The following is a 13,393-nucleotide window of genomic DNA, read 5'->3' on the forward strand; positions in this document are numbered from 1 at the left end:
CACCCCGCGCAAATGCCTTGACTTCAGAACCCCGGCCGAGGCCTTCTCCTCTCAACTGTTGCACTTCGAGTGTGAATCCACCTCCTGGCTTTCGCCAGGACGACACCGAATGGCGGGCGCTTCGGTTTCTTCCATCCGGCTTGCAAGAATCTTGTTGCGCTAAGTCTCCAGTCGTCTACCTCTCGGAGGGGAATACTCAGCGAGTGGCACGGCGTGACAGATCCAGCGATTGGCTTCACTCCGTCGACCGGGCTCAATCCGGCCCTCAAGCGCGCGCTGAACGATATATTGGGCGGGAGCGCCGCCAGCGTCCTGACCGTCACGTTCGGACTGTCCTACGCGCTGCTGATCTTCGCGGGGCCGTTGTCGCCCTACCTGTCCTACGGCATCACGGCCACTTTCGTCAGCTCCGCGGTGCTTGCGGCCGTCGTCGGGCTCGGCAGCTCGCTGCCCTTCGCGATTGCAGCCCCCGACAGCTCGACCGCCGCGGTGACGGGTATCCTGGCGGCCTCGGTGGTCGAACGCATCGAGACGGCGAACCTGTCGACGCCGTTGCTGTCCCCGATCCTGATCACGCTCGGCCTGTCGACGATGCTGACAGGATTGGTGCTGTGTGGACTGGGCCTGACGCGGCTTGGCCGCGCCATCCGTTACGTGCCTTATCCGGTGGTCGGCGGCTTCCTCGGCGCCACCGGACTTCTCATCGTCATGGGTGCGGTCCGGGTGATCACCGACCATCCGCTGCAGTTCACGACGCTGTCGCACTTCGCCGACCGCACCATCCTGCTGGAGCTCGGTGCCGCCTGCGCGATGGCGCTGGTGCTGTATCTCACCTGGCACCGCTCGCGCAGCCCGTTCGGACTGCCGATCATCCTGGTCGGCGGCGTGCTCACCGCGCATCTGGCGTTCTGGATCACCGGCGTTTCCTTCGATGAGGCGCGCACATTGGGCTGGACCTTTCAGCCACCGCCGCAAGCGGTCTTCATGCTGCCCTGGCATACCGACGATCTCGCCCGCTATCCCTGGTTTGCCATACCGGACCTGCTTGGCAATGTCGTCGCCGTCATCTTCGTCACGGCCTCCAGCACGCTGTTCAACACCACCGGCATCGAGGTGGCCACGCATCGCGAAGCCAATCTGGAGTGTGAGCTGAACGTCACCGGCGCCGCCAACATCCTGACCGGCATGCTGGGCGGCTACCCCGGTTGCAGCTCGACCAGCCGCTCGATGCTCAATTTCAGCAGCGGCGGCCGCGGGCGACTGTCCGGCCTCACCGCCTCAGCGCTGTCGCTGCTGGTGCTTGCCGTCGCACCCGAGCTGCTCGGCTTCATCCCCAAATGCGTGCTCGGCGGGCTGTTGCTCTATCTCGGCGCCGACCAGTTGCACAAATGGATCATCGAGTCGCGCAAGCGGCTGTCGAAGCTCGAATATCTCTCGCTGATCGCCATCATCGCGATCATCGTGGCCTGGGGTTTCGTTCCGGGCATCCTGATCGGCGTCATCATCGGCTGCGCGACGTTTGCGTTCAGCGCCGCGCGGGTCGAGTCGATCAAATACAGTTTCGACGGCTCGGAGTACCGCTCCTCGCTCGACCGCTCGCGCGACGACCAGGACGTGCTGCTTGCCCACGGGGGCAAGATCCAGGGCCTCAATCTCCAGAGCTATCTCTTCTTCGGCTCCGCCAACCGGCTCTACCAGCACGTCAAGCAGCTGCTGCAGGAACGCCCCGAGTGCCGCTATCTGCTGTTTGACTTCAAGCTCGTCACCGGCGTGGATTCATCGGCTGCCTATAGTTTCGCCCAGATCAAGCGCAGCGCCGGCGATCTCGGAGTCGAGCTGATCCTGGTGCATCTGTCGGCTGCGGCCGAGAAGGTGCTGCGCTCCAGCGACTTCGTCGGCGAGGGCGTCACCATCATCCCCGAGCTCGATCGCGCGCTGGAATGGTGCGAGAACGAGCTCATCTCGCAGCATCAGGAGCTGGCGCAGGAAGAAGCCAGCCTGCGTGACTGGTTCACGCGAATGCTCGGCAGCGAAGACGGCGCCGACGAGCTGATCCGCCGCTGCCAGCGCATCGAGGTCGAAGCCGGCGAGGTCATCGTGCAGGCCGGCGCCCCCGCCGATTCCATGCATTTCATCCTCGACGGCCGCGTCGGCATCATGATCCCGGCCGATCACGACCGCACCACACGCGTGCGCAGCCTCGGCCGTTACACCACGATCGGCGAGATGGGGCTGGTGTCACAGACACCGCGCAGCGCGACCATCCAGGCCGAGGTCGACAGCGTGCTCTACGTGCTGAATACGCACCAGTTCGACGCCATCAAGACCGAGGATCCAGCGCTCAGCCACAAGCTGCTGACCTATTTCGTGTCGGTCATGGCGGAGCGGCTGACCTTTGCGAACCGCACGATCGCGGTGCTCAGGCGGTAGCCCTCGCATCCAGAAACGTTCTGCAATGTGCTACGAACAAATCCGGGTATTGGAAAGGTGCGCCGTGTCCGGAGTCGGGATACAGGATGAGCTGCGCATCACTCATCGCCTTGAACATGTTGTAGGCGTTGATGCTCGGGAACATTGAATCGTCGCTGCCGTGAACAATCAAGGTGGGCTGCGCGATTGCGCGGAGGATGGACGCCTCGTCCTTGCGGGCACACCAGGTGATGATCGCCTTCGCCTGAGGTTCGCTCACACTGTCTCCGCTTTCGGGATCCCGGTCCTGTGCGCGCGCAGTCGCTCGCGCGATAAAGCCCCTACCGGCGCGCTGGCTGGCCTCGGAGGGCGTAAAGAACAGCGGCAGCCTGACATCGGCAGCCCCACGGGCAAAGGCGTCGTTGACGACGGCCATCAGATGCTCCTCGCCGCCGCGCGGCGCCGCTCCCGCCACGATCATCTTGCGGACGAGCCCCGTCCCCCGGGCAGCGAGCACCTGAGCGATCATGCCACCGAGCGAGAAGCCGAGAAGATCGACCTCACCGAGATCGAGCGCCCTGATGAAAGTTTCGGCATCCGCCGCCATCTGCTCGACGTTGTCCGGCGTCGCGCCGGAGCTCGTGCCGACGCCCGCATTGTTAAAAACGATGACCGGCCTGGTTTCCGCGAGCCGGTTCACCACGGCCGGATCCCAGGAATCCATGTTGCCTGTGAAATGCTGAAGCAGGACCAGTGGCATACCCTTTGCCGGGTCGAGGCGCCTGAAGGCAAAGCGCATACCGCCGGCCTCGATGAATTCCGTTCGCGCCGTTTCAAGGGACATGCCTTTTCCTTTTTCTTGAAGTGCACGGATGGCTGCTGGCACGACGGCGAGCACTCCATATATGACGCTCGCCATATGTATGTCGTCTTCCCGCGCTCGAGGGTGGAGACGTATCAGCCGGCTTACGGCATCGACAGGACGTAGATGCCATCATTTCGGCCATCCAATTGGCGAGGGGAGCAGGCGCACAAACAGGTGGTCCGTCGCATCCAGGAGTCATCATGAGAATCGGCTTGGTTCTGTCTCCGAGCTTCCAAGCCGTCTGTTTCGGCGCCGTCGCCGCTTTCGACGTGGCGAACAAGCAGGCTGGAGAAAAAATCTACGATGTTCGTGCGTTCTCGGAAGACGGCGGGCTGGTCACCTCGTCTGCTGGGATGCAAGTCATGACGGAGCCTTTCGATCAGGCCGCTTTCGACACCCTCATCGTCGCGGCGGGCCTCGACATTCCAACCTCATCACCCGGCCTCGTCCGACTGCTTCGCGCAGCGGCCCGGAATGCGCGGCGGGTTTCGTCGATCTGTCTCGGCTCGTTCGTGCTCGGTGACGCCGGGCTGTTGAACGGGCGGCGAGCGACCACGCATTGGCGCTACGCACAGGAGATGCAGGCCAGATTCCCGGGTTGCAATGTGGACGCCGACAAGATCTTCATTGCCGACGGCCAGATCTGGACGTCTGCCGGCATGAGCGCCGGCACCGACATGGTCGTCGGCATGATCGAACGAGACCTCGGTGCCGAGAGGGCTCGCTCCGTGGCCAAAGGCATGGTCATGTACCACAGCCGCCCCGGCGGACAATCGCAGCATTCGGTTTTGCTGGAGGTCGGAACGAGCGAAGACAGGATCCAGAAGGCCCTGAACTACGCCCGGCAAAACCTGCGCGAGAGCCTCACGATCGAGGATTTGGCCCGCGCCGCCTGTCTCAGCCCGCGGCAATTCACGCGACTCTTCCGCTCGGCGACCGGCACGACGCCGGCCAAGGCCGTCGAAGCCTTGCGCCTCGAATCCGCGAAGCTGATGCTGGAGCAGACTCGTTTGCCGATCGAGGTCGTGGCGCGCGAGACCGGCTTTGCGACCCGTGAGCGCATGCGACAGGCTTTTGTCCGCGTGCATGGCGAGGCGCCGCGGACCTTCCGCAAGGAGGCTGGGCCACTCGCCATGCTCTGACGTGCCTCAAATCAGCTCAGCCGGATATTGGACAGATCGATCGAGACGACCAGCGGCTCGGTGCTGAAGCTGCCGTCGGGTTGCCGTGCATAAATGCGACGCTTGGTCGGAAACCGGATGCCCGAGACCTCGACATAGCCATCGATCAGATGCGCGCCGGGCGTATTGCCGGCGATCTCCACGTCGTAATCGTGCCGCTTCAAGAGTCCGTCCGCATCGAAATAGAGCGTCTGCACCGCACTGTGCGTTGCGATGTCATTTGGAAAACGGACCGCAAGACGGCGCCACAGCCCGTCATTCGTACGCACCGGCTCCAGCTCTTCTGCCTCGACTCCCGGCCAGGCGAGCACGAACGGGGTGTTGAGGTAAGTCCACATGGCGCAGCCGGCGAAATAGGCGAGCTGGAGATCGGTCCACGGCGTTTGCAGAGTATGACCTGCAAAGCTGCTGCGCGGGTCACGAAGCTCGTCGAGCACCGTGCCGTCGGCCGCTTCGAGGGCGACCCGCCCCGGCTCGAACCGCGAACGGCGGCGCTCGGCGCCGAAGGGCGAGTGGGACGCCCATTCCTGGCGCAGACCAACCGTCACGGTGGTCTGCTGAAGCGTCTCGGGCTGCCCTTTCAAGGACCACAACACGCCCCCCTGCTGAAGGTCGGCCGCGACCTGCTCGAACTGGTTCCAGCGCTGAAGCCCACCATGGGCTTCGATCGCCAGCTCACTTAGTTTGGTCATCACGTTCTCCTGCGTAGGGGCCGTTGCATTGAGCCCTGCTGCAGAGAACGTTAGGCCCTCACGGGAGGACGGCGAACGCCGTAGATGCCGCGTTTCAGGCCACGGCGACCAGCAGCTAAACCCCCGCCATCATCACATATTTGATCTCGACATATTCTTCCATGCCGTGATGCGAGCCTTCGCGGCCGAGGCCGCTTTCCTTGACGCCGCCGAAGGGCGCCACTTCGGTGGTGATCAGGCCGGTGTTGACGCCGACCATGCCGGATTCCAGCGCCTCGGCGACGCGCCAGACGCGGCCGAGATCGCGGGAGTAGAAGTAGGAGGCGAGCCCGAATGGCGAGGCGTTGCACATCGCGATGACGTCGGCCTCGTCCTTGAAGCGGATCACAGGTGCGAGCGGGCCGAAGGTTTCCTCCTGCGCCACCAGCGAGTCCGGCTCGACGTCGGCAAGCACCGTCGGCTCGAAGAACGAACGCCCGAGCTCGCTGCGCTTGCCGCCGGTGACGATCCTGGCGCCGCGCTTGACGGCGTCCGCAATATGGCGCTCGACCTTGTCGACCGCTTTCAAATTGATCAGTGGGCCCTGCGTGACGCCGTTCTCGGTACCGTCACCGATCTTCATCGCCGCGACTTTCTTCGACAGCTTCTGCACGAACTCGTCGTAGATCTTGTCCTGGGCGTAGATGCGGTTGGCGCAGACGCAGGTCTGGCCCATGTTGCGGTATTTCGAGACGATCGCGCCGTCGACCGCCGCATCGATGTCGGCGTCGTCGAACACCACGAACGGCGCGTTGCCGCCGAGCTCGAGGCCGAGCCGCTTCACGCCGACGGAGGCCTGCCGGTAGAGAATCTTGCCGACCGCGGTCGAGCCGGTGAAGCCGACGAAACGCACGGCCGGATGCTCGCACAACACCTTGCCGATCGGCGCTGCATCGCCCGTGACGATGTTGAACACACCCTTGGGCACGCCGGCTCTCTCCGCGAGCGCGGCAAGCGCCAGCGCCGACAGCGGCGTTTCATTGGCGGGCTTCAGCACCACGGTGCACCCGGCCGCAAGCGCCGGCGAAACCTTTCGTGTGATCATCGAGTTCGGGAAATTCCACGGCGTGATCGCGCCGCAGACGCCGATCGGCTGCTTGATCGCGAGCAAGCGCGCATCCGGCCGCTGCGTCGGAATCGTCTCGCCATAGACGCGGCGGGCCTCCTCGGCGAAAAATTCGACATAGGCGCCGCCGATGTCGACCTCGCCGAGCGCTTCGGCGAGCGGCTTGCCCTGCTCGGAGGTGAGGATCAGCGCGAGGTCCTCGCGATTGGCGATGATCAGCTCGAACCATTTGCGCAAAATATTGGAGCGCTGCTTGGCGGTGTGCTTGGCCCAGCCCGGGAACGCGCGCTCGGCGGCCTCGACCGCCCTGGTGGCGTCATCGGCCGAAAGCTGCGGAACCTTTGCAAGCTCGATGCCGGTTGCGGGATTGTTGACGGCGAAGACCGGCGAGCCGACCCAGGTGCCGTCGATGTAGCAGGCCTCCTTCAGCAGCGACGGGTCCTTCAACCGGTCGCGCAGATTGGACGTGGCGTGCTGGGCACGTGCGGCGGCGGTCGGGGTCATGGCGTTGCTCCTGCGGGGCTTTTGCGGGCTGTTCCGGTTCGGCCGGAATATAGGGAGACGCGGCGCGCAATGCACCGTCCCGCAACGCACATCTGCTGGGAGCCAGGCTCGGAACGGCGGAGTTACGCCGCGCCGCTCAGATAGGTCTCGCGCCGCCCGATCATGCGCTCGGCGGCGGCCTTGGCGTCGGCCTTCGAGGAGGTTGCGCAGGTCCGGTATTCGAGATCAGGAACGTCGGACGCGTTGCGGCGGCCGAACCAGGACTTTGAACCGACCGGCAGCAGCGCCAGCGCCTGTGCCAGATTGTCGACAGCGCCGAAGGAATAAAGTGCGCCGGTGCCGGCGATGCGGACCTCGTAGATGCCGGGCGCGATCGGCGCTTCGAGATTCTCGCCCCGTCCGGGACGGGGATAGCGCTTCCATTCGCTCCAGGTCGAAATCATCTGAGTCCCCCCTCGCGGCCGGTGGGCGGCCGCCAATTTGCATCAAGTCTTAACGTCGACCGTCGATCGGCCGAGAGCTGAACGCCGCAGCTCACAAAATGTTTCAAGTGCTTCAAACGGTCGAAACATCTCGCCAGCACCCATCCACGGTCACGGCTGGTTGCGGCCATCCACCACAGATTGTGACGGAGTGTTGCAGGTCAGCCGCCTTGTCGTCGTGCGAGGGGAGCCGACCGTCAAGTCACGACATCGCGACCGCGGCAGGTACGCGGATGTGCTTGCCGCGCGGCGCACGCGGGAGGACAATCGATCGCTTCCAACAATAATCAAACCGGAGGAAACGCGGATGCAAGGCAAAGCTGAGATCGACCAGATTCTGCGCCAGAAGAGCGAGGCCAGGGAGATTCCCGGCGTCGTCGCCATCGCCGCCAGCGGTACCGAGGTGCTGTATCAGGGCGCGTTCGGCAAACGCGACCTGTCCAAGCCGGATGCGATGACCGCCGACAGCGTGTTCTGGATCGCATCGATGACGAAGGCGGTGACATCAGCGGGCGCGATGCAGCTCGTCGAGCAAGGCAAGCTGTCGCTGGATGCGCCGATCGGCGAGGTGTTGCCCGATCTCGCCAAGCCGCAGGTGCTCGAAGGTTTCGATGCCAAGGGCGAAGCCAAGCTGCGGCCGGCCAAGGGGCCGATCACGCTGCGCCAGCTCATGACCCACACCGCCGGCTTTGCCTACAACATGTGGAACGGCGATCTCGCGATCCATCTCGAGAAATCCGGCATCCCCGCCATCACCACCTGCCAGAACGCGGCGTTGAAGACGCCGGTTATGACCGACCCCGGCACGCGCTGGGAATACGGCACCAATATCGATTTCGTCGGCAAGGCGGTGGAAGCCGTCAGCGGCAAGCGCCTCGATGCCTATCTGCGCGACAATCTGTTCGCACCGCTCGGCATGAGCGATACCGCTTTCAAGATCACCGACGACATGCGCAAGCGTCTGGTCGGCATGCATGCGCGCGGCGAGGATGGCCAGCTCGCCGCGATCCCGTTCGAGCTCGAGCAGGAGCCGGAATTCCACATGGGCGGCGGCGGCCTTTATTCGACCGCGGCCGACTATATCAGGTTTACCCAGATGATCTTGAACAAGGGCCGCGGCAACGGCAATCAGGTGCTGAAGGCCGAGACCATCGCGACGATGGGGCAGAACCACATCGGCGACCTCGCCATGGGCAAGATGACCACGGCGGCGCCGATGTACACCAATGACGTCGATCTCTATCCGGAGCAGGTGAAGAAGTGGGGCCTCAGCTTCATGATCAACACCGCCAAGACCGCCGAGGGCCGCAGCGCGGGCAGCCTCGCCTGGGCGGGCCTCGCCAACACCTATTACTGGATCGACCCGGCGCGCGACGTCACCGGCGTGATCCTGATGCAGCTGCTGCCATTCGCCGACGCAAAGTGTCTCGAGGCTTTTGCCGGCTTCGAGCGCGGCGTCTATGCCGGGCTCGATGCGGGAAGCGGGCAGAAGGCGGCGTGAGGCGCGCCTGACTCTCACGACGCGTCACGGCCGGGCTTGTTGTCCCGGCCGTGCACGCACCTGACTGGAGGACACGATCTTGGCAGACAAAGCCGACAGTTACGTTTGCGGCACCTCCGACACGCCGCTGCTCGGCGACACCATCGGGCGCAGCCTCGATCAGGCCGCGCGGCGCTGGAGCGATCGTGAGGCGCTGGTCTCGCCCAGCCACGGCGTGAGATGGACATGGGGAGAGTTTGCCCAGCGGGTCGACGCGCTCGCCGCCGGCTTTGTCGCGCTCGGCCTCGAACGGGGCGGGCGGATCGGCATCTGGTCGCTGAACCGGCCGGAATGGACACTGACCCAGTTTGCCGCCGCCAAGGCCGGCCTCATCCTGGTGACGATCAATCCGGCCTACCGGCTGAGCGAGCTGGAATTCGCGCTTCACAAGGTCGGATGCAGCGCCATCGTCACCGCGACGGCATTCAAGACCAGCAACTACATGGACATGCTCAACACGCTGTTGCCGGAGCTCGCGAGCGCCAAGCCCGGGCAATTGCGCGCGGCGCGGCTGCCGGCCTTGCGCATCGTGATCCAGATCGGCGGCCCCGCCTGCCCGGGCACGATCCCGTTCGACGAGGTCGCCGGCATGGGCGGTACCCTGCATCGCGAACAGCTCGCCGCGCTCAGTGCCTCGCTGCAATTCGACGATGCCGTCAACATCCAGTTCACCAGCGGAACGACGGGATCGCCCAAGGGCGTGACGCTGACCCATCACAACATTCTCAACAACGGCTATTTCGTCGGCCGCGCCATGCGCCTGACCGAACAGGACCGCATCTGCATTCCGGTGCCGCTCTATCATTGCTTCGGCATGGTGATGGGCAACCTCGCCTCCGTCACGCTCGGCGCAACGATGGTCTATCCCGGCGAGGGGTTTGATCCGCTGGCAACGCTGCGGACGATCGAGCAGGAAAAATGCACCGCGCTGTACGGTGTGCCGACCATGTTCATCGCCGAACTCGACCACCGCGAATTCTCAAACTTCGATCTGACATCGCTGCGCACCGGCATCATGGCCGGTGCACCCTGCCCGATCGAGGTGATGAAGCGCGTCAACAGCGAGATGAACATGGGCGAGGTCACGATCGCCTATGGCATGACCGAGACGAGCCCGGTCAGCTTCCAAAGCGCCGTCGACGACCCGCTCGATCGCCGCGTCTCGACGGTCGGGCGAATCCATCCGCATGTCGAGGTCAAGGTCGTCGATCTCGAGGGCAAGATCGTCAGGCGCGGCGAACGGGGCGAGCTCTGCACCCGCGGCTACAGCGTGATGCTGGGCTACTGGGAGGAGCCGGAGAAGACCGCGGATGTGCTCGACGCCAACGGCTGGATGCATACCGGCGACATCGCCATCATCGACGACCAGGGTTATTGCAACATCGTCGGCCGCATCAAGGACATGGTGATCCGCGGCGGCGAGAACCTCTATCCCCGCGAGATCGAGGAATTTCTCTACCGCCATCCCAAGATTCAGGACGTGCAGATCTTTGGCGTTGCGGATACCCGCTACGGCGAGGAGCTCTGCGCCTGGATCCGCGTCAGGCCCGGCGAGACGCTGACGAAGGAAGAGGTGCGCACCTTCTGCGACGGCCAGATCGCCCACAACAAGATTCCGCGGTACGTGGAATTCGTCGACGAGTTTCCGATGACCGTGACCGGAAAGGTTCAGAAATTCCTGATGCGCGACGACGTGGAGCAACGGCTTGGGCTGAAGGCCGCGAAGACGGCGTGAGTCGCAGCTGTCATTCCCCGCGAAGGCGGGGAATCCAGTACGCCGAAGCTTCTCGATTGAATCACGACCGTCTCGGAGTACGGGATCGCCCGGCCAAGCCGGGCGATGACAGCGAGGATGAGGCTATTCCACCTTAAGACGTCAGCCCGCGCTGCCCGGCGAGCTCCTTCAGCGACACCTGTGGACGCGCGCCGATGTGCTGGATCACTTCGGCGGCCGCGAGCGCGCCGAGTTCGCCGCACTGCTTGTGGGGCAGGTTGCGCGCCAGACCGAACAGGAAGCCGGCGGCGAAGAGATCGCCGGCCCCGGTGGTGTCCACGAGTTTCGCGATCGGAGACGCCGGGGCTGCGACTGCGTCAGTTGGCGTCACCACCACGCAGCCTTTCTCGCTGCGGGTGACCACGCCGAGATTGACGTCGTTGCGCAGCTGCTTGAGCGCGGTGTCGAAGTCCGAGGTCTGGTAGAGCGAATGCAGCTCGGACTCGTTCGCGAACACGATATCGACGGTGCCGTTGCGCATCAGCCCCAGGAACTCGTCGCGATAACGATCGACGCAGAAGGAATCCGACAACGTCAGCGCCACCTTGCGCTTGGCATCATGAGCGATCTTGGCCGCCTTGACGAAGGCGTCCTTGGCGTTCTTGGGGTCCCAGAGATAGCCCTCGAGGTAGACGATGCCGGCCGCGGCGATCTCGGCCGGGTCGATGTCGGCGGGCGACAGGTCCTGCGCGGCGCCGAGATAGGTGTTCATGGTGCGCTCGCCGTCGTCAGTCACCAGGATGTAGGAGCAGCCGGTCGCAGGACCGTCCTTCGCCGCGGGCGTGTTGAAGGCGACGCCGGCCGCGCGGATGTCGTGGACGTAGAGCTTCCCGATCTGGTCGTCCTTGACCTTGCCGACATAGGCGGCGCGCGCCCCGAGGCTGCCGATGCCGACGATGGTGTTGGCGGCCGAACCGCCGGAAACTTCCGTCGCCGGGCCCATGTCCTTGTAGATGGCGGCGGCCCGCGCCTCGTCGATCAGGGACATGCTGCCCTTGGTCATGCCGTGCTTGCCCAGAAAGGCTTCGTCGGTCTTGACCAGCACGTCGAACAGCGCGTTGCCGATGCCGAGAACGTCATATTTCACGTCAGCCATTCACCTTGATCCTGTTTGGCGGATTGCGATACCCGCGGAAATCCGCTTCCTGTCGGTCTGAAATCTGGCTCGCGGCCTATCACGGCCGGCCCTTCGCGGGCAAGCAACGGTATTATGCAGTTCCGATGATCCGCTCCTTCCTGACCGTCTCGACGGGGACACTGGCTTCACGGCTGCTGGGCTTTGCACGCGATTCCCTGATCGCGGCGCTGCTCGGCACCGGCGCCGTGGCGGACGCGTTTCTGGCGGCATTTCAGCTCGTCAATGTGGTGCGGCGCCTGCTCAGCGAGGGGGCCCTGAATGCGGCGCTGATCCCGGCCTGGCTGCGCGTTCGTGACCGCGACGGCGAGGCGGCTGCCGCGGCGTTCGCGGGACGCGTGCTCAGCTCCGTGAGCGCGGGCCTGATCGCAATCTCAATCGTGATTGCACTGCTGATGCGGCTGATCATCATGATCATCGCGCCGGGCTTCGTCGGCAGCGCATCGCTCGATCTCGCCGTCCAGAATGCGCGGCTGATGCTGCCTTATCTTGCCTTCGCGGGACCCGTCACGGTGCTGATGGGCCTGCTCAACGCGCAGGGTCGCTTTGCACTCACCGCGTTCTCGCCGCTGCTGTTCAACATCGCCCTGATCGCTGCGATCACAACACTCCTGCTGTGGCACGTCGACGCGACCGTCGCCGCGTGGATATTGGCGGCCTCCGTCGGCATCGCCGGCCTGTTGCAGCTCCTGATGCTGCTGTCGCAGCGAAGTGCGCGTCTGGCGACACCGTTGCGCGTGAGCTTCGACAAGGACATGCGCGGCTTCTTCGCCAAGGCGATCCCGGGCATGATCGCGAGCTCCGGCCCGCAATGGCTGATGGTTGCCGGCGCGATCATCGCCTCCGCCACGCCGGCCGCGGTCTCCTGGCTCTATTTCGCCAACCGCTTGATCGAGCTGCCGCTTGGCATTGTCGGCGTCGCCATGGGTACGGTGCTGGTGCCGGAGCTGACGCGCGCGGTGAGGAGCGGTCACCGTGACGCGGTTGCGCATGCGGAATCGCGTGCGCTGGAACTCGCGACCGGGCTGGCATTGCCGGCGACGCTCGGCCTGATCGTGCTGGCCGAGCCGATCGTGCGGCTGCTGTTCGAACACGGCGCCTTTGGCGCGGAGGACAGCGCGGCCACGGCGCGCGCCCTGATGTGGCTGGCGCTGGGACTGCCGGCGCACGTGCTGATCAAGGCGCTGTCCCCGGCCTATTTTGCCCGCAGCGACACGATGACGCCGCTGCTTGCGACTGCCAAAGGGTTCGTGGTCGCGGTCGCGCTCGCGATCCTGCTCGGTCACTTCTTCGGCGCGAGCGGGATCGCCGCCAGCATCGCCGCCGGCGCCTGGAGCAGTGCGATCTCGCTGCTCCGGAAAGGCACGCGTGAATTCGGCTTCTCGGTCGACGCCGCCGCCCGCAAGCGGCTGCCGCGAATCGTGCTCGCCGCGCTCGCCATGGGCGGCCTGCTGTGGCTGACCGCGGGCCTCTTGCCTTCACAGGCCCATGGGCTCATCCGCTTCATTGCGCTGGGATCACAGATCGCCGCCGGAATCGTCGTCTATGGCTTGCTCCTGCAAATCCTCCGCGTCGCGTCCTGGCGCGAGGCGGCCGGTGCCTTGAAGCGCCCCGCCCAGCCCGATCCCGGCGCCTGAAGTCAGCGAAATTCCCTTGACGGGGCAGCGCCGCTGTTGGAAACGACGCCCCGTATCTTGCAGGGAAGC

Annotated in this window: 10 protein-coding genes; 5 read left to right on the forward strand and 5 right to left on the reverse strand. The window is 64.7% G+C overall.

What is annotated here, in order from left to right; genetic code table 11:
• Window positions 1–213: 213 nt before the first annotated feature.
• Window positions 214–2,430: an SLC26A/SulP transporter family protein gene (locus tag ACFQX9_RS03585; RefSeq protein ID WP_377786631.1), complete on the forward strand. Its 2,217-nt coding sequence runs from the start codon at window positions 214–216 to the stop codon at window positions 2,428–2,430.
• Here ACFQX9_RS03585 and ACFQX9_RS03590 read toward each other — a convergent pair.
• A complete protein-coding gene (locus ACFQX9_RS03590) occupies window positions 2,420–3,253 on the reverse strand; it encodes an alpha/beta fold hydrolase (protein ID WP_377786880.1) in 834 nt (277 codons plus the stop codon). The two genes, ACFQX9_RS03585 and ACFQX9_RS03590, sit on opposite strands and share 11 nt — an antisense overlap.
• Window positions 3,254–3,474: 221 nt before the next feature.
• Between ACFQX9_RS03590 and ACFQX9_RS03595 the strand changes: the two genes are divergently transcribed.
• Complete coding sequence (locus ACFQX9_RS03595; RefSeq protein WP_018455822.1) at window positions 3,475–4,416, forward strand: GlxA family transcriptional regulator; 942 nt, start codon at window positions 3,475–3,477, stop codon at window positions 4,414–4,416.
• 11 nt (window positions 4,417–4,427) lie between these two features.
• Here the strand turns inward: ACFQX9_RS03595 and ACFQX9_RS03600 are convergent, their stop codons facing one another.
• From ACFQX9_RS03600 to ACFQX9_RS03610, 3 genes are all read right to left on the reverse strand, one after another.
• Window positions 4,428–5,147, reverse strand: coding sequence for a hypothetical protein (locus ACFQX9_RS03600; RefSeq protein WP_377786634.1), 720 nt, complete (start codon window positions 5,145–5,147; stop codon window positions 4,428–4,430).
• Window positions 5,148–5,262: 115 nt separating this feature from the next.
• Window positions 5,263–6,756 carry an NAD-dependent succinate-semialdehyde dehydrogenase gene (locus tag ACFQX9_RS03605; RefSeq protein ID WP_018455820.1) on the reverse strand — a complete coding sequence of 498 codons (1,494 nt, stop codon included), beginning with the start codon at window positions 6,754–6,756 and terminating at the stop codon, window positions 5,263–5,265.
• A gap of 122 nt (window positions 6,757–6,878) precedes the next feature.
• Complete coding sequence (locus ACFQX9_RS03610) at window positions 6,879–7,199, reverse strand: hypothetical protein (protein ID WP_007603877.1); 321 nt, start codon at window positions 7,197–7,199, stop codon at window positions 6,879–6,881.
• 346 nt (window positions 7,200–7,545) lie between these two features.
• Between ACFQX9_RS03610 and ACFQX9_RS03615 the strand changes: the two genes are divergently transcribed.
• Together ACFQX9_RS03615 and ACFQX9_RS03620 are read left to right on the forward strand one after the other, a co-directional pair.
• Window positions 7,546–8,739, forward strand: coding sequence for a serine hydrolase (locus ACFQX9_RS03615; protein WP_085385547.1), 1,194 nt, complete (start codon window positions 7,546–7,548; stop codon window positions 8,737–8,739).
• A gap of 79 nt (window positions 8,740–8,818) precedes the next feature.
• The gene (locus ACFQX9_RS03620; protein WP_377786637.1) at window positions 8,819–10,513 is read left to right on the forward strand and encodes an AMP-binding protein; all 1,695 of its coding nucleotides are present in this window, start codon (window positions 8,819–8,821) and stop codon (window positions 10,511–10,513) included.
• Window positions 10,514–10,646: 133 nt separating this feature from the next.
• Here ACFQX9_RS03620 and ACFQX9_RS03625 read toward each other — a convergent pair whose 3' ends face one another.
• Entirely contained in the window at window positions 10,647–11,648 is a 1,002-nt protein-coding gene (locus ACFQX9_RS03625) for an adenosine kinase (protein ID WP_018455817.1), read from the reverse strand.
• A gap of 125 nt (window positions 11,649–11,773) precedes the next feature.
• Between ACFQX9_RS03625 and murJ the strand changes: the two genes are divergently transcribed.
• The gene (gene murJ / locus ACFQX9_RS03630; RefSeq protein ID WP_377786639.1) at window positions 11,774–13,324 is read left to right on the forward strand and encodes a murein biosynthesis integral membrane protein MurJ; all 1,551 of its coding nucleotides are present in this window, start codon (window positions 11,774–11,776) and stop codon (window positions 13,322–13,324) included.
• Window positions 13,325–13,393: the final 69 nt, after the last annotated feature.

The organism is Bradyrhizobium sp. GCM10028915, from assembly GCF_042666195.1.
GTDB classification, from domain to species: domain Bacteria; phylum Pseudomonadota; class Alphaproteobacteria; order Rhizobiales; family Xanthobacteraceae; genus Bradyrhizobium; species Bradyrhizobium canariense_D.

Excerpts from the sequence above, each read along its gene's own strand:
- ACFQX9_RS03590 (WP_377786880.1), bottom strand. The coding sequence starts at position 3,253 with ATGTCCCTTGAAACGGCGCGAACGGAATTCATCGAGGCCGGCGGTATG.
- ACFQX9_RS03595 (WP_018455822.1), top strand. The coding sequence starts at position 3,475 with ATGAGAATCGGCTTGGTTCTGTCTCCGAGCTTCCAAGCCGTCTGTTTC.
- ACFQX9_RS03600 (WP_377786634.1), bottom strand. The coding sequence starts at position 5,147 with ATGACCAAACTAAGTGAGCTGGCGATCGAAGCCCATGGTGGGCTTCAG.
- ACFQX9_RS03605 (WP_018455820.1), bottom strand. The coding sequence starts at position 6,756 with ATGACCCCGACCGCCGCCGCACGTGCCCAGCACGCCACGTCCAATCTG.
- ACFQX9_RS03610 (WP_007603877.1), bottom strand. The coding sequence starts at position 7,199 with ATGATTTCGACCTGGAGCGAATGGAAGCGCTATCCCCGTCCCGGACGG.
- ACFQX9_RS03615 (WP_085385547.1), top strand. The coding sequence starts at position 7,546 with ATGCAAGGCAAAGCTGAGATCGACCAGATTCTGCGCCAGAAGAGCGAG.
- ACFQX9_RS03625 (WP_018455817.1), bottom strand. The coding sequence starts at position 11,648 with ATGGCTGACGTGAAATATGACGTTCTCGGCATCGGCAACGCGCTGTTC.
- murJ (WP_377786639.1), top strand. The coding sequence starts at position 11,774 with ATGATCCGCTCCTTCCTGACCGTCTCGACGGGGACACTGGCTTCACGG.